At 66.6% G+C, this 22607-nt stretch carries 18 protein-coding genes and 1 pseudogene; 16 read left to right on the top strand and 3 right to left on the bottom strand.

Features of this window, described 5'->3' with window-relative positions:
- The first annotated feature begins 35 nt into the window (after positions 1-35).
- The 5 genes from KJS59_RS13435 to KJS59_RS13415 all read left to right on the top strand — a co-directional run bounded on the left by KJS59_RS13435 (position 36) and on the right by KJS59_RS13415 (position 4746).
- Entirely contained in the window at positions 36-1127 is a 1092-nt protein-coding gene (locus tag KJS59_RS13435) for an alcohol dehydrogenase catalytic domain-containing protein (protein WP_213453195.1), read from the top strand.
- On the top strand, positions 1124-2308 hold the full coding sequence (locus KJS59_RS13430) for a CaiB/BaiF CoA transferase family protein (protein WP_213453194.1): 1185 nt from the start codon (positions 1124-1126) through the stop codon (positions 2306-2308). The genes KJS59_RS13435 and KJS59_RS13430 overlap by 4 nt, the downstream gene beginning before the upstream one ends.
- Positions 2305-2727: a Zn-ribbon domain-containing OB-fold protein gene (locus KJS59_RS13425; RefSeq protein WP_213453193.1), complete on the top strand. Its 423-nt coding sequence runs from the start codon at positions 2305-2307 to the stop codon at positions 2725-2727. Before KJS59_RS13430 ends, KJS59_RS13425 begins: the two co-directional genes overlap by 4 nt.
- Positions 2717-3856, top strand: a complete 1140-nt coding sequence (locus KJS59_RS13420) for an acetyl-CoA acetyltransferase (RefSeq protein ID WP_213453192.1) — start codon at positions 2717-2719, stop codon at positions 3854-3856. The genes KJS59_RS13425 and KJS59_RS13420 overlap by 11 nt, the downstream gene beginning before the upstream one ends.
- Before the next feature lie 86 nt (positions 3857-3942).
- Positions 3943-4746 (top strand): IclR family transcriptional regulator domain-containing protein, encoded by an 804-nt coding sequence (locus tag KJS59_RS13415; RefSeq protein ID WP_249714091.1) that lies wholly within the window; start codon positions 3943-3945, stop codon positions 4744-4746.
- 15 nt (positions 4747-4761) lie between these two features.
- Here KJS59_RS13415 and KJS59_RS13410 read toward each other — a convergent pair whose 3' ends face one another.
- Positions 4762-6426 carry a LamG domain-containing protein gene (locus tag KJS59_RS13410; RefSeq protein ID WP_213453191.1) on the bottom strand — a complete coding sequence of 555 codons (1665 nt, stop codon included), beginning with the start codon at positions 6424-6426 and terminating at the stop codon, positions 4762-4764.
- 403 nt (positions 6427-6829) lie between these two features.
- Between KJS59_RS13410 and KJS59_RS13405 the strand changes: the two genes are divergently transcribed.
- Both KJS59_RS13405 and KJS59_RS13400 read left to right on the top strand, forming a co-directional pair.
- Positions 6830-13849, top strand: a complete 7020-nt coding sequence (locus KJS59_RS13405; protein WP_213453190.1) for an RHS repeat-associated core domain-containing protein — start codon at positions 6830-6832, stop codon at positions 13847-13849.
- Between the two features lie 17 nt (positions 13850-13866).
- A complete protein-coding gene (locus tag KJS59_RS13400) occupies positions 13867-14478 on the top strand; it encodes a hypothetical protein (protein ID WP_213453189.1) in 612 nt (203 codons plus the stop codon).
- 413 nt (positions 14479-14891) lie between these two features.
- Here KJS59_RS13400 and KJS59_RS13395 read toward each other — a convergent pair whose 3' ends face one another.
- Positions 14892-15500 carry a GntR family transcriptional regulator gene (locus KJS59_RS13395; RefSeq protein ID WP_213453188.1) on the bottom strand — a complete coding sequence of 203 codons (609 nt, stop codon included), beginning with the start codon at positions 15498-15500 and terminating at the stop codon, positions 14892-14894.
- 154 nt (positions 15501-15654) lie between these two features.
- Here KJS59_RS13395 and KJS59_RS13390 point away from each other — a divergent pair, with 154 nt between their 5' ends.
- The 3 genes and pseudogenes from KJS59_RS13390 to KJS59_RS32020 all read left to right on the top strand — a co-directional run bounded on the left by KJS59_RS13390 (position 15655) and on the right by KJS59_RS32020 (position 17555).
- Positions 15655-15978 carry a hypothetical protein gene (locus KJS59_RS13390; RefSeq protein WP_213453187.1) on the top strand — a complete coding sequence of 108 codons (324 nt, stop codon included), beginning with the start codon at positions 15655-15657 and terminating at the stop codon, positions 15976-15978.
- A 140-nt stretch (positions 15979-16118) separates the two neighbouring features.
- On the top strand, positions 16119-16292 hold the full coding sequence (locus KJS59_RS32025) for a helix-turn-helix domain-containing protein (RefSeq protein ID WP_213453269.1): 174 nt from the start codon (positions 16119-16121) through the stop codon (positions 16290-16292).
- A pseudogene (locus tag KJS59_RS32020) lies at positions 16282-17555 on the top strand (tyrosine-type recombinase/integrase). Before KJS59_RS32025 ends, KJS59_RS32020 begins: the two are co-directional and overlap by 11 nt.
- A gap of 32 nt (positions 17556-17587) precedes the next feature.
- On the opposite strand, the gene KJS59_RS13375 reads toward KJS59_RS32020, so the two are convergent.
- The gene (locus KJS59_RS13375; RefSeq protein WP_213453186.1) at positions 17588-17854 is read right to left on the bottom strand and encodes a flavin reductase; all 267 of its coding nucleotides are present in this window, start codon (positions 17852-17854) and stop codon (positions 17588-17590) included.
- Between the two features lie 175 nt (positions 17855-18029).
- Here KJS59_RS13375 and KJS59_RS13370 point away from each other — a divergent pair, with 175 nt between their 5' ends.
- The 6 genes from KJS59_RS13370 to KJS59_RS13345 all read left to right on the top strand — a co-directional run bounded on the left by KJS59_RS13370 (position 18030) and on the right by KJS59_RS13345 (position 22151).
- A complete protein-coding gene (locus KJS59_RS13370; protein ID WP_213453185.1) occupies positions 18030-19223 on the top strand; it encodes a helix-turn-helix domain-containing protein in 1194 nt (397 codons plus the stop codon).
- 499 nt (positions 19224-19722) lie between these two features.
- Positions 19723-19989, top strand: a complete 267-nt coding sequence (locus KJS59_RS13365) for an Imm32 family immunity protein (protein WP_456316012.1) — start codon at positions 19723-19725, stop codon at positions 19987-19989.
- Positions 19990-20496: 507 nt separating this feature from the next.
- The gene (locus tag KJS59_RS13360; RefSeq protein WP_213453183.1) at positions 20497-20787 is read left to right on the top strand and encodes a type II toxin-antitoxin system TacA family antitoxin; all 291 of its coding nucleotides are present in this window, start codon (positions 20497-20499) and stop codon (positions 20785-20787) included.
- Positions 20784-21305, top strand: a complete 522-nt coding sequence (locus tag KJS59_RS13355) for a GNAT family N-acetyltransferase (RefSeq protein WP_213453182.1) — start codon at positions 20784-20786, stop codon at positions 21303-21305. Before KJS59_RS13360 ends, KJS59_RS13355 begins: the two co-directional genes overlap by 4 nt.
- Positions 21306-21558: 253 nt before the next feature.
- Positions 21559-21849, top strand: a complete 291-nt coding sequence (locus KJS59_RS13350; RefSeq protein WP_213453181.1) for a hypothetical protein — start codon at positions 21559-21561, stop codon at positions 21847-21849.
- Positions 21850-21893: 44 nt separating this feature from the next.
- Positions 21894-22151, top strand: coding sequence for a hypothetical protein (locus tag KJS59_RS13345; protein WP_213453180.1), 258 nt, complete (start codon positions 21894-21896; stop codon positions 22149-22151).
- Positions 22152-22607 lie beyond the last annotated feature (456 nt).

Here is a 22607-nt window from a genome sequence, read left to right as displayed (position 1 = left end):
GCAGCGCAGGAACAACGACGCGGAGGAACAGGCAGATGGGCGAGCCGGATTCGGCGAAGACGATGGGGGCGTGGCGAATCCGCGGGTTCGGCGGGCCGGAGGTACTCAGCTGGGAGCGGGTCCCGGTTCCGGCGCCGGGGCCGGACGAGGTGCTGGTACGCGTCGCCTACTGCGGCGTCTGCCGCCATGACCTGCTGACCAGGGCCGGGGCCTTCCCGAAGATCCCGCTGCCGATGACCCTCGGGCATCAGGTCAGCGGCGTGGTCGTCGACCGCGGCGAGCGGGCCCGGTTCGAGGTGGGTGCCCGGGTGCTGTCGTTGATCTTTATGGGCTGCGGCGGGTGCGCCGCGTGCGAGCGCGGCAACCAGGCGGGGTGCCTGTCCGGGCGGGCGCTGTTCATGGGCGACGACTTCGACGGCGGCTACGCCGAGTACCTGTGCGTCCCGGACCGGGCGATGACCCGCATCCCGGACGGCATCCCGCTGGACCTGGCCGCGGTCACCTCGTGCACGCTGGGCACCGCCTACCACGCGCTCAAGGCGCGGGCGGCCCTGACCGCCGGCGAGTCCGTGGTCATCACCGGCGCCAGCGGCGGGATCGGCCTGCACGCGCTGTCGGTCGCGCGGCTGCTCGGGGCCCGATCCATCGCGGTGACGTCCCGCGAGGGGCAGGCCCGCGTCCTGGTCGAGCACGGGGCCGACGAGGTGATCGTGGCGCCGGACCTGCGGTTCGCCCGCCGGGTCAAGGAGCTGACCGGCGGCGTGGGCGCGGACGCGGTCATCGAGATCGTTGGCGCGGCGACGATGCCGGAGTCGCTGCACGCCGTGCGCACCGGTGGGCGGGTGGTCGTCCTCGGCAACGTCGACGGACGCCCCAGCGAGGTACGCCCCGCGCACCTCATCATGAAGGAGATGTCGTTGATCGGGACGAAGTCCTGCACCGAAGCCGAGCTGGCGGAGGTCTTCGCGCTCGTCGCGGCGGGCCGCCTCACCCTCGACATCACCGGGACCCGGCCGCTGTCGGCGGCCGCGGACATCCACCGGGAGATGGAGGAACGCTCCGTCTCCGGCCGGATCGTCATGCGGGTCCACGGCGAGACCGCGCCGGCCGCGGGCGGTGCGCGATGAGGCTCCCGCTCGACGGCCTGACCGTCGTCGCCGTCGAACAGGCGGTCGCGGCGCCGCTGGCCACCCGGCACCTGGCCGACGCCGGAGCCCGCGTGATCAAGGTGGAGCGGGTGGCGGGCGGCGACTTCGCCCGCCAGTACGACCGCAAGGTCCGGGGCATGTCGTCGCACTTCGCCTGGCTGAACCGGAACAAGGAGTCGATCGCCACGGATCTGACCACCGAGGCGGGCAAGGAGATCCTGCGCCGCCTGCTGGCCGACGCCGACGTGTTCGTCTACAACCTGGCTCCCGGTGCGATGGCCCGGCTCGGGTTCCCCGTCGACCACCTGCGCGCCACCTACCCGCGGCTCATCGTCGCCGAGCTGACCGGGTACGGCGACGCGGGGCCGCTGCGCGACCGCAAGGCGTACGACATGCTCATCCAGGCGGAGGCGGGGCTGGTCTCCATCACCGGCAGCGAGGACACGCCGTCTAAGTCGGGGATCCCGGTGGCGGACATCGCCGCCGGCGGCTACCTCGTTCAGGGCGTGCTCACCGCGCTGATCGAACGCGGGCGGACCGGCTCCGGCACCGCGCTGCGGGTGTCCATGTTCGACGCGATGGTCGAATGGATGGGATACCCCATCTACTACACGCTGTTCGGCGGTACCCAGCCGCGCCGCTTCGGTCTGGCGCACCCGACGGTCGTCCCGTACGACGCCTACCCCACCGCCGACGGTGCGCACGTCATCATCGCGGTGCAGAACGACGCCGGATGGCGCGCCCTGGCCACGCGGGTGCTCGACCGGCCCGACCTGGTTGACGACCCCAAGTTCGCCACGAACGTCGCGCGGACGCAGAACCGGCGCGAGGTGGACCGCATCGTCGCCGAGCGCACCGTCCGGTCCACCGCCGAGGAACTGCTCGACGCGCTGGACCGGGCGGGTGTGGCCGGTGGGCAGGTGAAGGACGTGGCGGCCGTGATCGCCCACCCCCAGCTCGTGGCCCGCGACCGGTGGACCACTGTGGACTCACCGGTCGGCCGGATCGAGGCGGTGCTGCCGCCGCTCGCCCCGTCGCCGGAGATGGCGCGGATGGACCCGATCCCCGCGCTCGGCGAGCACTCCGCGGCCATCCTGTCCGAGCTCGGATACGACGAGGCGGAGCGTGACCGCTTTCGGGCGGAAGGAGCCGTCGCGTGACCCAGCGCCCGACCCCCGTGCTGCGCGGCGAGGAGCGCGCCTACTTCGACCGCGCCCGCGAACGGGAACTCGTCTACCAGCGTTGCCGCACCTGCGACGCCACCCAGTGGTACCCGCGCGTGGTCTGCATCCGGTGCAGCGGTACCGACCTGGAGCTGACCGCCGCGTCAGGGAACGGAACCATCCACTCGTTCACCACGTTGTATCGCGCCGGCCACCCCTCGCGAGCGGCGGACGTCCCGTACACGATGGTCCTGGTCGACCTGGTCGAGGGGGTACGGGTCTTCGGCGAACTGGTCGACGTGCCGCCCGCCGCCGCCCGGATCGGGCTGCCCGTGGAGGTGGGTTTCCAGGATGTAACCGACGACCTGACCCTGCCGGTCTTCCGCCCGAAGGGAGGTGCCATCGATGCGCGGTGAGGTCGCCGTCGTCGGCATCAGCGAGATCGACCCGTTCGAGTCGCGGGGCCGCTCGCCCGTCGGCCTGATGGCCGAGGCGTCCCGGCTGGCGGTCGCCGACGCCGGGCTGCGCCTGTCCGACATCGACGGGCTGTTCACCGCCTCGTCGGTGTACTACACGCCATCCCTGACCTTCGCCGAGTACACCGGGCTCAACCCGCGCTACTCGGACTCCACGGTGGTCGGCGGTTCGTCCTTCGAGGCCCACGTCGGCCACGCCGCCGCGGCGATCCGGTCCGGGCTGTGCGACTACGCGCTGGTCACCTACGGCAGCACGCAACGCTCGGACCGCGGCAAGCTGGTGAGCCAGGCGGAGTGGCTCCCGTACGAGCAGCCGTACGGGATGATCCACCCCATCAGCCCGATGGCCCTGATCGCGCACCGCCACATGCACGAGTTCGGCACCACGTCCGAACAGCTCGCCGAGGTCGCCGTGTCGGCGCGGAAGTGGGCCCTGCGCAACCCGCAGGCGCCCTACCGGGTACCGCTGACGGTGGACCAGGTGCTCGCATCACCGATGATCAGCAGCCCGTTGCACAAGCTGGACTGCTGCCTCGTCACCGACGGCGGCGCCGCGCTCGTGCTGTGCGCCACCGACCGGGCCCGTGATCTGCCCCGGCCACCCGTCTACGTGCTGGGGTTCGGCGAGTCCGCCGATCACCGCAACATCTCCGGGATGCCCGATCTCACCACGACCCGTGCGGTCGACAGCGCGCAGCGCGCGTACCGGATGGCGGGTCTCACGCCCGCGGACATCGATACGGCCAACGTCTACGACGCCTTCACGATCAGCCTGCTGGTGCTGCTCGAGGACCTGGGTTTCGTCGCCAAGGGTGAGGGCGGTCCCTTCGTGGCGTCCGGTGCGATCGCCCCCGGCGGGTCGCTGGCCCTCAACACCAACGGCGGTGGCCTGTCGTACTGCCACCCGGGCATGCTCGGCCTGTTCCTGCTGACGGAGGCGGTCCGCCAGCTGCGCGGTGACGCGGGCGAGCGGCAGGTGACCGCGGCGACTACCGCGCTGGCGCACGGCATGGGGCTCACCCTCGGCGCGCACGCGACGGTCATCCTGGGTACGGAGCGTGCCCTGTGATGAGCGAAGAGTGATCTTTGTCCGCATCACGGACAGCGTTTATCGTGAATAGATCAATGCCATCCGGTTATGAGGGGGAGAGTGGGTTGGCGCGACGGTCCAGTGCGCCTGACTTCATCGAGGCGTTGGCCCGCGGCCTCGACGTGATCAAAGCATTCGAGCCGCACCACCCCTCAATGACCCTGTCCGCGCTGGCCACCCGCGCCAACCTCGCGCGCCCCACCACCCACCGAATCCTGCTCACGCTCGCCGAACTCGGCTACGTCCGGGCCACCGACTTCGGCTTCAGCCTCACCCCGAAGGTGCTGGAATTGAGCCTCGCGTTCGTACAGTCGGCGGGACTGTGGGACGCCGCGCGGCCACACATGGAACGCCTCGTCGCGCAGACCAACGAATCCACCTCGATCGTCCAGCTCGACGGCTGCGACATCGTCTATGTGGCACGGGTCGCCGTACCCAAGGTGGTCGCCCTCAACGTGCACATCGGCACCCGCTTCCCGGCCCTGCAAACCGCCCTGGGCCAGGTCATCCTCGCCGACCTCCAGCCGGACGAACTGGAACAGACCCTCGCCCAACCGAGCCGATCCGGCGTCACCCCGCGATGGCTGCCGGACAGCACCGAGCGCGACGAGGCGCTGAAGCAGGTTCGCGAGCAGGGCTGGGCCCTCGCTGACGGATGGTTGGCCATGGGCATCCGCTCGGTTGCCGTCCCCCTACGCGGCGCCTCCGGACGGGTGATCGCGGCCATGAACGTCAATACGAATGCCGCCGAGACGCCCGTCGAAAAGCTGCTCGGCGAGTACCTGCCGCTGCTACGCGAAACCGCTGACTTGATCAGCCACGAGTTGCGCCTCGTGCAGTCCATGCCGATCGTGGTCACCGGTAGCTGACCCCGTCGCGAGGCGTCAGGTGGCGGCGAAGTAGCCGAGGCAGTCGATGACGAGGTGGGTTGTGCCGGTGCTGGAGTTGTAGAGGTCGACGGTGCCGTTGCCGGTGGGGGTGATGGCGAGGTTGGGGACTGTTTCGTTGGCGTTGTAGTTGAGGGTTGAGGCGGTTGGTCGGGTTGTTCCGTCGGGGTAGGCGGTGATGTAGCCGTTGGCGGTGCCTTGGGTCACGGTGATGTTGAGGACGAGTGACGGGTCGAGGGCGATGACGGTGTTGCCTTGGGCGACCTTTTTGAGGCCGTTGGCGGCTACGGGTGTGCCGTCGCGACGGGTGTCGAGGAGTCGGGTGGGGTTGATGGCGTGGTATTTCTGGCCGTTGGTTCCGGTGGTGAAGTAGCCGGCGACGTCGGCGAGGAGGTCGGTCTTTCCGGTTCCGTGTTCGTAGATGGCGATTTTGCCGTTGGTGCCGAGCGGGACGATGACCATGCTGGAGGTGGTTTGTCCGGCTGGGTATTGCATGGCTGAGGTGTTTGTTGGTCGGGTGGTTCCGTCGGGGTAGGTGACCAGGAAGGAGCTGGTGGTGGGGTTGGCGACGGCCAGGTTGATCGCGACGGCGGTCGCCTCGGCGGGGATGTTGGCTTGGCCGGTTACTTGTAGGGCCAGGGTGCTGCCGCCGTTGAGTGGGGCGGTGGGTGCGCCGGTTCCGTTGCGGGTGTCGAGGATCCGGGTCTGCGTGATGGCCTGGTAGTAGCCGGCGGGGGAGGCGTCCTGGGTGGGGTCTAGGACGTGGGCGTGGGTGTCGACGTGTGCGACCTGGCCGGTGAAGTTGCCGGCGTGGGCGGTGTTGTTGCGGTGGTCGCCGATGCGGAACGAGCCGGTCGCGTTCCAGGTGGTGGTGTGCGTGGCGATGGCGGCCTTGACCCCGTTGACGTGGAGGGTCATGGCGCCGGTGGATTTGCGGTAGGTGGCGACCAGGAGGTTCCACGAGCCGATTCGGGCGCTGCCGGCGCCGGCGTCGGCGGTATCGAACGTTGGCGCGGCAGTGTCTGAGGTGGACATGCCGAAGCGCCAGGAGGAGTCGCTGGCCTCGGTCCAGAGTTTGAAGCCGGGCGCTTTGGTGCCGTCCTGGGACAGCACGGTGCCGCCTGTGCTGAGGGGTTTGACCCAGGCGGAGACGCTGAAGTCGTTGTCGGTGGCGAGGGCGGCGCTCGCTGTGCTCACCACGCCGTTGGTCCCGTCAAGGTAGAGGTCTGGGTCGAACAGGTCGCCGTTGTTCCAGCTGGCGCCGGCGGAGGGGGTGCCGTGGAGTCCGCCGATGACGTCGTAGGCGGGGAGCATGGCGTTCTGGTTGTCGTAGGTGCCGTTCAGCGGCCAGCTGTGGGTGGCGGTGAGCAAGGCCTGCGCCGGTTGGGCGGTGATCGGATCGGGGGCATCCAGGTTCGTGATGTGTGCGGTGACGGTGCCGCCCGCGGACACCGCTGGGGACAGGCTTCCGTCGGCGTTGATGTGCAGCGTTGGGTCCAGGTCTTTCCACGCGCCGTCCACTTTGGCGCGTTGAGGGATCGCCGACCGGGTGACTGTGACGGTCCCGGAGGGGTTGGCCACGACGGTGTCGATGGCTGTTGTGGCGGCGGGCACCGGAACCGGTGCACTGGTCTGCTGGGCCTTGACCAGGGACTGCTCCACCGTCAGGACCGGTGGGTTGCCGCTTCCTCCCGGCGAGGGGATCGGGGCGGGATCGGCAAGTGCCGGTGGCGCGGCGGTGCCCGTTCCTGCCAGGACACCGGTCACCGCTGCGGCGGCGATCAGCGCCCGGAGGCGCCGCACCGAATCCGTTGTCATGTCGTCCCCCGTCGCGCTGCGGTCATGAACAGCCGACAGCTAACCAAACCCCAGACATTGAAGGTTGTGACGAGCGCCACAACGATGGTCCTATTCGGTCTATTAAATGCATCGATGTCCGATTCTAGTGCATGCTCGTTGTTAAATCGTAATCACTCGGAGTGATCCGTGGATGGGAGAGTGGACCGCTCGCCGCCGCTGCTGCCGCTTGGCCGCGCGCTTGGTGGCGTGATCTACGCCGGGTCAAGTGAGGGTGGTTATGTCGCAACGCGGGGATTTTCGCGGCACAACGAAGCTGACGCGGCGGCTGGCCTTCGCCGTCGTTCTGGCCGTTTTCAGCAGCCAACTGTTTGTGACGGGCGCGGTGGCCGCGCCGGGGCCGTCACTGCATCCGGCGCCCGCGGCGAATCCCGGCCGCGCGGTCCGTGGCGTGCACAACCTGCCGACGCGGTTTGTGAAACCGCGGGACCAGGCCCGTGACCCCTACCGAGCCACCAGGACCACCTGGCCCGCCGCGAGCCGGGCCAGTATCCCGCCAAGCTCCGCCGCCCCGGCGGTCAAGCGGCGAGCCGCCGGCACACCCGTCTGGGTTCAGCCCTCGACGAGCGGTGCTCGTAGCACCGGCGCGTTCGAAGTGAAGGTGTACGACCAGGCCACCGCCCAGCGGGCCGGTGTGAAGGGTGTGCTGTTCAGCGTCGCCGGTTCCTCCCTTGAGGACCTGCATGTCGGGCTGGACTACGGCACGTTTGCTGAGGCCTACGGCGGGAACTTCGGTAGCCGGCTAGGCCTGGTGCAGCTGCCCGCGTGTGTCCTGACCGCCCCTGAAACCCCGTCGTGTCAGCGGTTGACGCCTCTCACGTCCATCAACGATCCCGGCGCCCAGGCCGTGTCAGCGCCGGTCGCCGGGCAGCAGGGGTCCACCGTGGTCGTCGCCGCTGTGGGAACCGCCGCCGAGGGTGGCGGTGAGGCTGGCACCTACACCGCGACGGAGCTCAAACCGTCCGGGTCGTGGAGCGCAGGCAGCAGTACCGGCTCGTTTACCTACACCTACCCGGTCCAAGTCCCTCCGGCGCCGTCCAGTCTCGTCCCCGACCTAGCCCTGACCTATGACTCCGGTTCCATCGACGGGCAGACCGCCTCGACGCAGGCCCAGTCGTCATGGATCGGCGACGGCTGGTCCTCGCCGCAGTCGTACGTCGAGCAGACGTTCGCCTCCTGCGCAGACGAGCCCGGCGGCAGCGCGGCACCCGTGGCAACCACCGATCAGTGCTACGACGGGGAGATCCTGACCCTGTCGATCAAGGGATCCACCGCCGCGCTGGTGTGGGACGCCACGAAGAAGGTGTACAAGCCGAAGGATGACAACGGTTCGGTCATCACCCGCGTCACCGGCTCGAACAACGGCAGCGGAACCTACAACACCGACTACTGGCGGGTGACGCAGCGGGACGGCACCGTCTTCGAGTTCGGCCGAAACCAGCTGACCGGCTGGTCCAGCGGAAAGCCCACCACCAACTCCGTCGACTACGTCCCGGTCTACTCCCCGCACGCCGGCGATCCCTGCTACAGCAGCAACGGCTGGTCGGCATCGGTGTGCACCATGGCCTACCGGTGGAACCTCGACTACGTCAAGGACGTCCACGGCAACGCCATGGCCTACTACTACAAGCAGGACACCAACAAGTACGGCCAGAACAACGGAGCACTCAACGGCACCTACGTCCGCGACAGCTACCTCGACCACATCGACTACGGCTTTACCGACGGCGGCGCCTACAGCACCTCCGCCGCGAAGATCACCTTCACCACCGGCCCCCGGTGCATCGCCACCAGCTGCACCCCGCTGAGCGCCACCACCAAGGCCAACTGGCCCGACGTGCCCTACGACCTAATCTGCACCACGTCAACGGTCTGCCCCACGCGCAGCGCATCGTTCTTCTCAACGGTGCGGCTCACGGGCATTACCGCAGCGCAGTACTCGCCCTCGGCCGCGACGTACGTCACCGTGGACTCCTACGCCCTCACCCAGACACTGCCCGCGACCGGTGACGGCACATCCCCAACGCTGTGGCTATCGTCGATCACCCGTACCGGGGCAGACACCACCGCTGGCGGGTCCAGCGCGCCCATCACCCTGCCGGCCACCACCTTCACCGGCGTGAAGCTGCAGAACCGGGTCGACAACGTCACCGACGGCCTGCCGGCCTTCAACCGCTTCCGGATCGAGAGCATCACCAACGAGACCGGTTCCGTGGCGACGGTCGCCTACAGCCGGCCCAACCCCTGCACCGCGCCAGTGACGCTTGACCCGGCCACGAACACCTCGTCCTGCTACCCGGTGTACTGGACCCCGGAAGGCGCCACCACCCCGTTCAAGGACTGGTTCAACAAGTACGCCGCCACCAAAGTCACCGCCACCGACCCCACCGGCGGAGCCCCCACCACGGCGACCAGCTACGTCTACCAGGGCGGCGCCGCCTGGCACTTCGACGACAACGAGGTCGTCAAGGCCAAGTACCGCACCTACGGCCAATTCCGCGGCTACGCCAAGGTTAGGACCCTGCAGGGTGATGGGGTCAACGACCCTCAAACGCTCAGCGAGACCACCTACTACCGCGGCATGTCCCGCAACAACAACACCGCCGCGGTCCTCGTCACCGACTCTCAGGGCGGCACACACGACGACCACAACGCGCTTGCCGGCGAGGCGTTGGAGACGACGTCGTACGTCGGAAACGGCGGCCCAGTCGACCGATCGACCATCACCTCTTACTGGGTGTCCGACGCCACCGCCACGCGTGCCCGCACCGGGTTGCAGGCGCTGACGGCGAACGCGATCGCACCGGTCGAGTCCTTCACCCGGCAAGCCGTTACCGGCACCGGAACGACCACCTGGCGGTACATTGAGACTGACAACTCCTACGACGACTCGATCACGTCACCGACATTCGGGCTGCTGAAACACACCTACACCCACACCGTCCCGGTCGACGCCGCGTTCAGCAGCTGCACGACCGTGTCGTACGCGGCCGCGAACACCGCGAAGAACCTGGTCGGACTCACCAGCCAGACCGAGACCGTGTCGGTCGCCTGCGGCGGCTTCACCCAAGGATCACCGGCATCCGTGCCCGGAATCCTCAACAAGCTGACCACCCCCAGCACGGTAAACCGACCCGACCAGGTCATCTCAAGCACACGCACGTTCTACGACGACCCAAACTTCGACACATCCTTTCCCCAGACCGACGCTCCGACCCGGGGGCTGGTCACCCTCAGCCAAGAGGCCGTGGGCTACTCCGGCGGGACATACGCGTACGTCACCACCAGCCGGGCTGAATACGACTCCGCCGGTCGCGTGACCGGGGCCTACGACGCGAACGGCAACAAGACGGAGACCACCTACACCACCAACTCTGTCGGGCTGGTCACCGGCGTCACCACGACGAATCCCCTGAACCAGACCATGTCCGTCGCCCTCGATCCCCTGCGCGGCCTCACCCTGACCTCAACAGACCTCAACGAGATCGTCACCACCCAGCGGTATGACGCGCTGGGACGGGTCACGGCGGTCTGGCTGAACTCCCGCGCCACGACGCTCTCGGCCGACTACACCTTCGCCTACACCGTGTCCAACACCGGCCCCACCTCGTCGACGACCAAGACGCTTAACGACTTCGCGGGCTACTACACCACGGTGCGTATCTACGATGCGCAGGGTCGGCCGCGGCAGTCCCAGGAGATGACGCCGCAGGGCGGCCGGATGGTCACCGACACCTTCTACGACACCCGCGGCTGGGTCAGCCGCCGCTACAACGGATGGTGGGACGACACCACCACGCCCACCACCACGCCTGTCAGCGCCGCGGACCTGCATAAGTCGGTGCCGAATCAGGACTTTTACACCTACGACGGCCTCGGCCGAACCGTCATTAGCGAAAAGGCGAAAGACGGCGTCGTGGTGTCCAAGACGACGACCGTCTACAACGGAGATCGCGCCACCGTCGTCCCACCGACCGGTGCGGTCACCGCGACCACCGTTACGGATCCCCTTGGGCGCACCACGGAGCTGCGGCAGTATACCGCCGCGCCGACGGTGAACACTCCGAGCAACACGTTCACCGGCACCTTCTCGGTGAGTGGCGGAACGACTGCCGTGACCAGGTACGGCTACGACGGCCACGGGAACAATTCCACGATCACGGACCCGCAGAACAACACCTGGACAACCGCCTACGACCTCCTAGGCCGGGCCACCAGCCGGACCGACCCGGACGCCGGAACCACCGGCATGAGCTACGACAACAACGGCAACCTCGTCCAGACCACCGACTCCCGCAGCAAGGCGATCTCCTATACGTACGACGCCCTCAACCGCAGAACCGGCCAGCACACCGGCCCAGCCAACGCGCAGAGCACCAACAACCGGCTCGCCGCCTGGGTATACGACAACAGCAACAACGCGGTCGCCGGGATGAAATACCCCCTCGGCAAGCTCACCACCGCCACGGCCTTCTACGGCGGCAACGCCTACGTCCGGCAACAGAACAACTTCAACGTCTTCGGCGCCTCCACCGGCGAGACCATCACCATCCCCGCCGTCGAAGGCAACCTGGCCGGCAAGTACACCTACGTCCGCAGCTACACCACTACAAAGGGCCTCCTACTGCGCGAAGGACTACCCGCCGGTGGCACCCTGCCCGCCGAAACCCTGACCTACGGGTACACCAGCGTCTTCGACCTACCCGACCGGGTCGGCGGCAACATCAGCGGATACGCCCAAGGCACCACCTACGACGCCTACGGCCGGGTGAACCAGGAAACCATCGGAGCAGCACCCAACCTGGGCTACATCACCAACACCTACGACCCGCACACCGGCTGGCTCACCGAGCAGCTCATCACCCGGGCGGTCGGCACTCCCAGGGACGTCGACAAGCAGGCCTACACATACGACCTCGCCGGCAACATCCTCCGCCAGACCAGTACCCGCCTCGGATCCGCCACGGCCACCGAAACCCAGTGCAACAAGTACGACGCGCTGCGCCGGCTGACCGCGGTGTGGACTGCCACCGACGACTGCGCCGCAACCCCGACCGGCAGCGACTCCACGATGGTCGGTGACAGCCTCGGCCCCACCAGCGCGTACTGGACCGAATGGGACATCGATGTCCTCGGCAACCGCACCAAGCGGACCAAACACGACCTCACCGGCGGCGCCGACACCGTCACCACCTACACCTACGACGGCGCCGGCGACCACCAACCCCACACCCTCACCAGCACCTCCACCACTGGTGCGACACCCGGCACCACCACCTACAGCTACGACGAAGCCGGCAACACCCTCACCCGCAAGACCCCGGAGCAAGGCGACCAAAACCTGAACTGGGACGACGCCGGCCGCCTCACATCCGTCGCCGGCAGCACCAACGGCGACAGCTCGTACATCTACGACGCCGACGGAAACCTGCTGCTGCAAAAAGACGATCCCGGAACCACCACCCTCTACCTGCCCAGCCAACAACTCACCCTCAACACCGCCAACCAAACCGTCACCGGCGTCCGCTACTACACCCTGCCCGGCGGCGGAAGCGCCATCCGCAACGGCAGCGGGACGAACTACCTCTTCATGATCGCCGACCAGCACGGCACCCCAGCCCTCTACCTCGACTCCACCGCCCAAACACCCACCTGGCGGCAATTCACCCCCTACGGCCAGGACCGCGGCCCGAACATCTCCACTATCGACAACCGCGGCTTCCTCAACCAACCCACCAACACCACCACCGGCCTGACCCACCTCGGCGCCCGCGACTACGACCCCACCACCGGCCGGTTCATCACCGTCGACCCCATCCTCGACATCACCGATCCGCAACAGATGAACGGCTACGCCTACGCCTCCAACAACCCCATCACCTTCTCCGACCCAGACGGGCTCATGGCCCGTGCCGAGGACGGCGGCGGCTGCGGCGGCACCTGCCCACCCCCACCCTGGGTAGGGAACGAAACGCCCAAGAAGAAGAAAAGTACAGGACGCCGGGTCTGGGATGGCATCGTCGGCGGCGGCAAGGATTTCGGCAAGGGTCTATTCGGTTCAGTCACCAGTCCTATCACTGAGGGAATGCGCGACTTCCGATCGGTAAATGAGCGCTACCAATCCGGTGAAATCTCGACCTCCGACTGGTTTTGGGAAAACGTGAGATTGGTTGGTTGGCACGGATGCAAGATGACCGCATGCGCGCCGTTCCTGCTCGTCAAGGGTATCTACGACCTGGGCGCCTCCGCGATTAGCGGCTACGGTAGCGGAGACGTCGAGGGCGGCACCCGCAGCACCACGAACCTCCTGCTCACAGTTGCATCCATCGCCATACCAGGTGTCAAACTCCCATTCAAAGGCGCCAAACCACCCGCCGCTGCCCCAGTCAAGCCCGGCCCCGTCGAGATCGCGACCAAAACCGCCCGAGCGTGCGTAACACACAGCTTCGACCCAAGCACCCCAGTACTAATGGCCGACGGGTCCACCAAGCCCATCAAGGACATTCGCGAAGGTGACCTCGTCCTTGCCGCCATCGAAGAAACCGACGTCAACCTACCCGGCAAAGTCGTCGCACTACACCACAACCAAGACCGCGATCTGACCGACCTCACGATCACCACGGACGACGGTAAGCAAACCACGCTGCACACCACCAACCGCCACCCCTTCTGGTCCCTCTCCGCCCAGGGCTGGATGCTTGCAGGAGATTTGAGGGTCGGTGATCGGCTCAGAACAGCTGGCAGCAGCGTTGCCACCGTAACCGGCGTGGTGAGGTACGGTGGCGACAAGAACATGCAAGACCTCACCATCGCCGACTACCACACGTACTATGTGCTCGCCGGTGACACGCCGGTCCTCGTGCACAACACGGGCGGACCGTCTGGTCCGGCCGCCGGTGCCGCTGGCACCCAGATGCTCATCAATGACCTGCAAGCCCGTGGATACATGATTCGAGGCACCGAGATCAGCATGACAGCGGCGAACGGCGTCAACGTACGATTCGACGTTGTGGCCGAGAAGAATGGTGTGCTATCGGTCTACGATGCGAAGAACGGCCCTTCGGCTGGCTTCACAAAGAATCAGGGCGCTCGCGGCGGATATGCAGCGGTCGAAACGCATGGGGGGACCTTCTATGGCCCGAACGCCCAGAAGGCGGGCCTCGCTGGCACCTCGTTGGGGCCGACACGCGTGAATATCGCAGGGTTTGGCGGCTATCCTCACTGCTGACGTAAGGGGTGATTGACATGACTAGCTTGGAGAAGGATAGCCAGGACGCTTGCGCGTCCGCCTTGAGGCGGTACGGCTTTGTGCCGAAGCGACGTGGCATTCTCTTGCAGCCACGGGACGTTAAAGACGTCACCGGATGGCTCGGCCTGAACCTGGCAACATGGGCCCTACCGGCTAAGTTGCAGATCAACCCGGTGGTGGGCGTCAGGCACGTTCCACTTGAGAAGGCGCTAGTCGACCTGGCTGATTGGAAGGCTCCGGTCGCGTGCGTGTCGAAGCCTCTAGGCTACTTGATGCCTCAGAACACATTCGGGCAATGGAACTTTCCGGCAGATGGTGACCTTACCGCGATAGCGGAAGATTTGGCGACGGCTGTCGCCAGCTATGGTCAGCCGTTCATCGATAAGTGGGCGAATTGGGATACGTTTTCGACGGGCATCACCGACGCAGGGCTTCTGCTCGATAATCAGAAACTTTTCGTGCTTCCGTTGGTTGCCGCAATCAACGGGGACCGGCGGCACGCAGAGTCCCTAATCGAGCAGGAGTTGGACCGCATCGGTGACGCCCCAGACGTCTATTCGAAGTCGTATCGTTTATTCGCTGAGAAATTCGCGGCAAGGCGGTTCTAGCGGCGCGGCAGGGTAGGTCTAACGATCTACTACATGATGGAGTGGCGCAACTGCCAAAAGTAGCTGGGCCACTTCGTTGTGTCCTGGTGGGTGTGGTTGTGCGCCTGCGTTGCTGTCAGGACTGCTGTCAATCAAATTGTACGCATGGAAATCTATGGATGGCTTTGAAAGCGACATGGCTGTCCGGTGGCGCGGCGCGTAGCGACGTGGCGTCGATCCCCGGAAGCACGGCGGTGCTTGCCTCGGTGAAGGGATCGTCGTGGCCGGTGCCCGACGACGGCTCCTGCCGTGCTCGTCATGTCTTGCGGGTTGGGGTGGTTGGTTGCGTGGGCGTGTGCGCGCGGGCCGGAACGGCTGTAGCGCGTGCGCGCGGCCCGGCGTAGCCGGGCCGTCTTGATTAGGTGAAGCAGTTTTTAGCCCAGTGGTTCCGTCGGCGGCGGGCTGCTGGGGTACACCTTCGGGTTGCGGCGTGCCTTCTTCGGTGTCGGCGGCTCGGCGGGCTCGGGCGCTTCGCTGGCGGCGGCTCGTCCGAGGTTGGTTTCGTATGCGGCGAGGTCGTCGGCGAGGTCGGTGTGTGCTTGTTGGAGGGTGGCGAGTTCTTCGGTGGCTTGCCAGGCGGCGGCGGTGTCCTTGTTCATGAATGCGTCGACGATCTTGCCGCTGATGCGGTCGCGTTCCAGGAGGTAGAGGGCGAGGCGTCGGTTGAGTGCCGGGTTGTCGCCGATGACCGGCGTCTGGGTCGTCGCGCCGATGGGGTGGCCGTCGGCGTCGGTGCCGATGCGTTGGGGTGCCTGGGGGTGGACGAAGGTGCCTTTGCCGACGACGGCGTAGGTGAGGCCGCGGTGTTGCAGCTCGCGTAGGGCGCGTTGGGCGGTCATGGAGGCGACGCCGTAGGTGTCGGCCATTCGCCGGGCGGTGGGGAGTACGTCGCCGGGGGCGAGTTTGCCGGTGCGGATCTGGTCGACGATGTCGTCGACGACCCGTTGGAACAGGGCGCGTCGGTCGTCGGCGTCGTGCGGCATGTGCTGATCGTAGTCGTCTTGTCCTGGTTGAGCTACACGGGCTACCCAAGATTCCTGGGGCAAACCTCTTGACCAGATCACGATTGTCACGTGAAGCTTAGGAAGCCTAGTAGCCGCGCTGTGGGGTGTGGTGGGCGATCGAAGGAGAACGCTCGTGTTGGTACTGCCGATTGACGGTGGTAGGGGACTGCTGGTGCTCGCCGGGGCGACACCGCAGTTCAAGGACAAGGAGAACGGGGTTGCCGCCACGGACCGCGCTACGGGTGCGCCGTTGGTGGAGGTGCCCCTGGCGTTGACGGTGGAGGGCGGGACTCCGCAGGTGTTGCGGGTGTCGGTGCCGCAGCCGGCGGTGCCGAAGGACCTCGCGGTCGGCCAGTGGGTGAAGGCGTCCGGGCTGACGTTGGTGGCGGGGGAGAAGAACGGCCGGCCGTGGCAGATCTTCCGCGCGTCGGCGTTGACGGCGGTGAAGCCTGGATGACGACGATCGATTCGACTCATCTGAGGTTGCTCACCGCGGTTCCCGCCGTGCTGCTGGCCGGGGCGGCCGTCGTGGTGGTCGTCTGGCTGACCGCCCATCTGGTGCGGTATCTGCTAGCTGACGCCGAGATCCGGCCCGTGATGCGTGTCGGTTGGCGGATCCGGTACTCGTGGCTCGGCCGGCACACCGTCTACGACCTCATCCGCTCCCGCCGGCTGCACTCCGTACGCCTCGGCCGCTGCCGCCGCATTCCCGTCCGGTCCCTGGCCGGCTTACTCGACTCACTGACCAAGGAGGCCGATCATGGCCGGTAGAAAGGCCAACGGCGAAGGCACGATCTTCCAACGCGCCGACGGCCGCTGGTGCGGCGCCGGATACGTCCTCGCCGCCGACGGCACCCGCAAGCGCATCTACGTCTACGGCGCCACCCGCCGTCAGGCGGCCAACAAGCTCGCCGAGAAGCTGGCCGACTCGAACCGGGGCCTGGTCGTGGCCGCCGACCCGAACCTCACCGTCGGCGAGTACCTGACCGCGTGGTTAACCGGCGTGGCCCGGCACCGGCTCCGCGCGACCACGTACGTCACGTACGAATCCCTGGTCCGCCGGTTCCTGATCCCCGGCCTCGGCGCACGCAAACTCGGCACGCTCACGGTCCGGGACGTGCGGACCTTCCTCGACCGCCTCCCGAGTGTCTGCCAGTGCTGCGCGCAGGGCTGGGACGCAAACGGAACCCGGCCCATCCGGTCAAGGCACGCCGGCCGCGCTGCTGCGCCATCGGCAACTGCTGCAACAAGCACATCCGCCCGGCGACAGTCCGCTACATCCGGGCAGTCCTCTCGGCCGCCCTCGCCGACGGCGTACGCGAAGACCTTCTCGGCCGTAACGTCGCCACTCGGTGCGGCTGCCCACCCCGCGCAGCGACTTCCAACCATTCACCGCCGGCGAGGCCCGCCGCTACCTCCTCGCCGCCGCCTACCACCGCCACGGCCCCCTGTTCGAACTGGCCCTACGCACCGGACTACGACGAGGCGAACTGCTCGGCCTGCGCTGGGACGACATCGACCTGGACACCGGTCACCTGTACGTGCGACGCACCCTGGCCCGAACCCGAGGCGGCCCGACGTTCCAGCCGGTCAAGACCCACCGCTCCGCCCGGCGCATCGTCCTACCCCGCGACAGTGTCACCGCGCTCAAGCGCTACCACACACGGCAGGACATCGACCGACGCGAGGCCGCCGACGAGTGGACCGAAACCGGGCTCGTGTTCGCCAACAGCACGGGCGGGCCGATGGACCCGGCCGCGGTGCACCGCCACCACCAGGCCATCTGCGAACTCGCCGACGTCCGCTCCATCCGCTTCCACGACCTGCGGCACACCTGCGCCACGCTGCTGCTTGGAACAGGGCGTGGACCTGGTGACGATCAAGGACCTGCTCGGTCACGCGCAGATCCATACCACCGCCGACATCTACTCCCACGTCCGGCTCCGCCTGCAACTCCACGCCGTCGAATCCATGGACCAGGCGCTGCAACCCGACCAGCCCGACGACGACCACGACACCGCCCACGACGACTGAACCCGACCAACCGAGAACGCGCCCCGCCGGGATCACCACCCCGGCGGGGCGCTCTCGCTAATGCCGCGTCTGTCGGATGGTTCGTACGGCCAGGTGAAGAACCGGCGATACAGGGTCCCCGCCGTGGTGGCGGGCATGTCCACGCACGCCTCGACGAAGAACCGCGACAGGTAGAGCATCAGCGACACCCGCGCCCCGGCGAACTCCGCCAACAACTGGCGCTTGCGCGACGGGCACGGCCACGCCAGCCCACACCCCGCACAGCTCCACGCCGGGCGAACCGGCACGTGCATCGACATCGCTGCTCAACCCTCCGCACCCGTCCGTGGTCTACGGTGGGAGGGCCGGGCACGCACCCGGGTATGAAGAATGCCGATCTTCGTAACCGGTCCCGGCCCTCCCGGAACAGCACCAGCCAGGTCCGGACTCGATGCACGTCCCCGCTGGGCCTGCCACCAGGATCAGCGGAAAGAGATGACCATGGAACCACCGCAGAGTCTTCCCCCGTCTACACCCGACACCGCCGACCTCGGCGCCCACCTGCGAGCCGCCCGCGAGGCCGCCGGGCACAGCCTCGCCGGCATGGCCGCGCTCACCCACTTCAGCAAGCCCTACCTCGGCCTCGTCGAAACCGGCCGCCGCCCCACCACCCCCGACGTCGTCGAACGCTACGAACACGCCCTCGGCCACCCCATCGGCACCCCAGCAGACCCGATCCGGCTCACCCACGAATGGCTCATCGGCGACCCACCCGTCCCCCGGCAGCTACGCGCCGGCCGTCGTATCGGCACCGGGCTCATCAAGACGCTGGAAGCCCGGGTGATCGAACTTCGCCACCTGGACGACACCGTCGGCAGCCGTACGCTGCTACCCGCCATCCGCACCGAACTCGACCAGGCCGAACACCTCGCCCGCACCGCCTCCTACACCGACGCCTGCGGCAAACGGCTGTACACCGTGATCGGTGAACTGGCCCAACTCGCCGGCTGGGTCGCCAGCGACGCCGGCCACTACCAGGACGCCCAACGCCTCTACCTGTCGGGCGTAACCGCCGCCGAGGCAGCCGGCGACCGGGCACTTGGCGCGCAACTGCTCTCCAGCCTCGCCTACCAGATCACCAACATCGGCAAACGCGACGACGCCCTCCTCATCGCCCGCTCCGCCGTCACCGGCGCCCCCGATGCCAGTCCGCTCGTGCGGGCGCTGCTGCTGGAACGCCTCGCCTGGGCCGCCGCCTGCCTCCGCGACACCGACACCACCCGCCGCGCCCTCGACGCCGTCAACGACACCTACGACCAGCGCACCGATAACGTCGCCGAGCCCGAATGGGTGTACTGGCTCAACCGCGCCGAGATCGATGTCATGGCCGCCCGCTGCCTCATCGAACTCGGCCAACCCGCCACCGCCGAACCCCTGCTCACCCGCGCACTCGCCGCCTACAACCACGACCACGCCCGCGAAGTCGCCCTCTACCAAACCTGGCTCGCCGAAAGCCACGCCAGAACAGGCGACCTCGACGCCGCCCGCGAGGTCCTCGCCCGCATCGACACCACCGCCATCGACGCCGGCTCCATACGCCTCCACCGCCGCATCGCCGCCGTCGACCGGCTCATCGACCGCCGCGCACAGAAGAAACCCGCCACCAGCACCAGACGACCGACCGAGTAGACGCCCCGGCCGACAGTCGCTCAGCCCGGCGTGCGCCCACGTTGCTGTCACGGCTGCTGTCAAAATCACCGTTAATCGATGAGCCGTCGGCGGGTGGTTGAGCAAAAGCCCAGCTCCCTGCCAAGATCGACGCCATGACCTCGCCGCAGCCGCCGTAGCAACGCCACACGTACTACGTCCTCGCCGGTGACACACCGGTCCTGGTCCACAACGACGGCGGCTACACAACGCCAGGCAATAACTCTTATCTCACCGTTGATGAGGCGCTCGACGCGGGGCTGAAATGGCTGGGCGATGGCCATACGGAACCAGTTCCGGGCAGTGGGCGTTACGTTTCAAGAGATGGCACTCGCGTCTTTAGAATGGGCGATAGTGACATCCTCGGAAAGCGCGGCGGCGGACCACACACCAATTTTGAGCGCATGGAAGTAGATCCGAAGACTGGGAGAATGAAAGTTGTTCAGAACGATCACGTCTACTTCAAGGGAGGGACGTGCTGATGGCCGAGCGACGCATCGAAGTACCAGCGTATGGCCCTGATGCGCACCTAATGTTCGACTGGGACGATGGCTTCCAAATTCTTGTAGATCGAACGAATTCGGAAGTGACGATCAGGGCCAACGCTGCTGGATTGGTCTCACTCGCAAGGCATTGCCTCACGCTTGCTCAGGAATCAGTCCCGCCGGGAAGCCATATTCACCTGACGGACTCTGTTGAGCTGGAAGCCGGATCCGGGGACCTCATTATCGACAGAATGACAGATTGACTTCTCTAAATTCGATGCCGTGACGATGTCGGCCTCGTTCGACCGGAGTGGTGCCACTACCGAACGTATTGGTACCACTCCGTTGTGCGCTGGTGGTCGTGGTTGTTCACCTGCGTTGCTGTCAGCGTTGCTGTCAAGCATTTAGTTTGTATGCGAATTGATTGATGTTAACTGTCCAATCACGACAGCCGGCTGAGGAGGCTGTGCCGGTGGCACGTCGCGTAGCGCGTGGCGTCGATCCCCGGAAGCAACGGCGGTGCCCGTCCGGTGAAGGGATCGTCACGGCCTGGAGCCCTCGATGGCGCTGCCGATTCGTGGTGAGTGGGTGGCTCGCGTCTGTGCGGGGGCTGAGCCTTGTTGCGTGGGCGTGCGCGCGGGTCGGAACGGCTTTAGCGCGTGCGCGTGCGTCCGGCGTAGCCGGGCGCTCTTGATTACTTCTGTATAGACGTTTTGAGCCAGCCCTGGATCTTCGTTGCACCCGGCGTACATTGTGCGTACAGTTGGCCCATGACTGCGAAGGCGGAGCGTCTGCACCTGCGGGTGGACGCGGAGCAGAAAGCACTGTTGGAAGCGGCCAGCGCGGCCACCGGCGCGAGTGTGTCGACGTTCGTGTTGGCGGCGGCCACTGAGGCTGCGGCTGACGTGCTGGCCGACCGGCGCGTGTTCGTGCTGGACCAGCAGGCGTGGCGGGTGTTCGACGAGGCGTTGACGCAGCCCGCCGGCGATGTGGCCGGGCTGCGGGAGCTGCTGGCCGGTCCGACGGTCCTCGACGTCGCGCAAACCGGTGATGGCGAGTGAGTGGATCCTTCGGCGCTGTCGAACCGCTGTCGGCCGAGCACGTCGTGGCCGGGTTCGACTGCGGCTCGGCGGCCCAGTCGGAGTGGCTGGTTCAACATGCGCTACAGGCACACCGAGCCGGACTGTCGCGCGTATACGTGGTGCGTGGTGTCGACCAGCCTGACTCGCGGGTTGTCGGCTACTACGCGCTCGCGGCCGGCAGTGTCGCCCCAGCCGACGCGCCGCGCCGGATCATGCAGGGCGCCGGGCACTACCACCAGCCGGTAGTCATATTGACCCGACTCGGCGTGGATCGAGCAGCCCAGGGGGCAGGCTTGGGTCGCGCCCTGGTCGTCGACGCGCTGCGGCGCATCGCCACCGCATCTGAAGTCATCGGGGTTCGAGCGCTGCTCATCCACTGCGAATCCGATTCCGCCCGAGACTTCTACCTACGGTTGGCGAAGTTCGACCCGAGCCCGACAGATCCGATGCACCTGCTGCTGATGATGAAGGACCTGCGCAGGGCCATCGTTCCATGATCGCTGAGTAGCCGGGCCGCCCTGAGCGGACCGGTCGGCCAGCTTCGGATCTCTCCTCGGGTGTCGACATAGGCGGGCGTCGCTTCTGTGATGACCGTCACCAGCCGCGTTCGCTGGTGTTGCTGTCAGGGTTGCTGTCACCATGCGACGGCCATCCTCGGCCTCGTCATCGGTGTTGAGGAAAGGGCCAGCTCAAGGCCCGATCGTGCTCGGCAGACGACTCGAAGAGCCGCGCTGACTCCACACGTACTACGTGCTTGCTGGCAGCACCGCGGTGCTCGTCCACAACAGCGGCGGCGAGCTGACGCCCGAGCAATTGAAGTCGATCAGGTCGCTTGAGGCGCGTGTTGCCGAACATCAGGCGAAGCTGGAAGCGTATAAGGCGGACCCGTGGGCATACGACAATCAGGGACTTCTGGAACGTGCACCCAATGACGAGGTTCGACAGCGTATCATCAACGGTCGGATCAACCATCTGGAGAAGGAAATTGGCGGGTTCCAGAAGCAGGTTGACAACCTCAAGATCGTAGGCGGGCCGTGCTGATGTCAGAACCAAGCGTACGAGTGCCGGTAGATCAGCTACGGCAAGTGTTTGAGCTGCTAGTGGCCCATGTCGTGAAGGGCGCGGCAACCGATTTACCGGTCTCGAAGGACTACTTCTGGTCAATACCGTCGTCTGAGCGATACGACGTGTACAACGAGCCAAGCGAGCTCACTATCGGGCAGGTCTCTGAATCCTGGGCCAACCTTCAGGGGATGCTTGAAGACGACTCAAAGACCCTCGGCTATGGGCTTGTTTGGCTCGCTGATGTTCTGCGGGCGATAGGCGATGAGGCTGTGGGTTAAGCGCCAAACTAAATGGCTGATGCTATCGCAATTTTCAGTTGAGAGAGGCAGTTACGCTCCCGGAGTGGCACCATTACCGATCGTATTGGTGCCACTCTGCTGTGCGCTGGTTGGTGTGGCCGTGCGCCCCGGTTGCTGTCAGCGTTGCTGTCAGCGTTGCTGTCAGACGTTCTCCCTATATGCAAATGTATAGATTAGTTGTGTCCAATCACGACTGACATGAAGGCGTTCGTGGGCACGTCGCGTAGCGGCGTGGCGGCGATCCCCGGAACCAACGCCGGCATTGACCCGTGAAGGGATTGTCACGGCCGTGATTCCGCCGATCGGCCTGTGCCGGGCTACCGTCTACGGGTTGAGGTCGGCGATGTAGGCGTGCGCGCGGGGCCGTAGGCCGTAGCGCGTGCGCGCGGCCCGGCCTTGGCCGGGCCTTCAATCCTGTTAGTACTGCAACGGCGG

The organism is Rhizomonospora bruguierae (genome assembly GCF_018397995.1).
Lineage (GTDB): Bacteria > Actinomycetota > Actinomycetes > Mycobacteriales > Micromonosporaceae > Rhizomonospora > Rhizomonospora bruguierae.
Note: the sequence above shows the minus strand (reverse complement) of the source record. Positions and strands in the feature narration are given on the sequence as shown.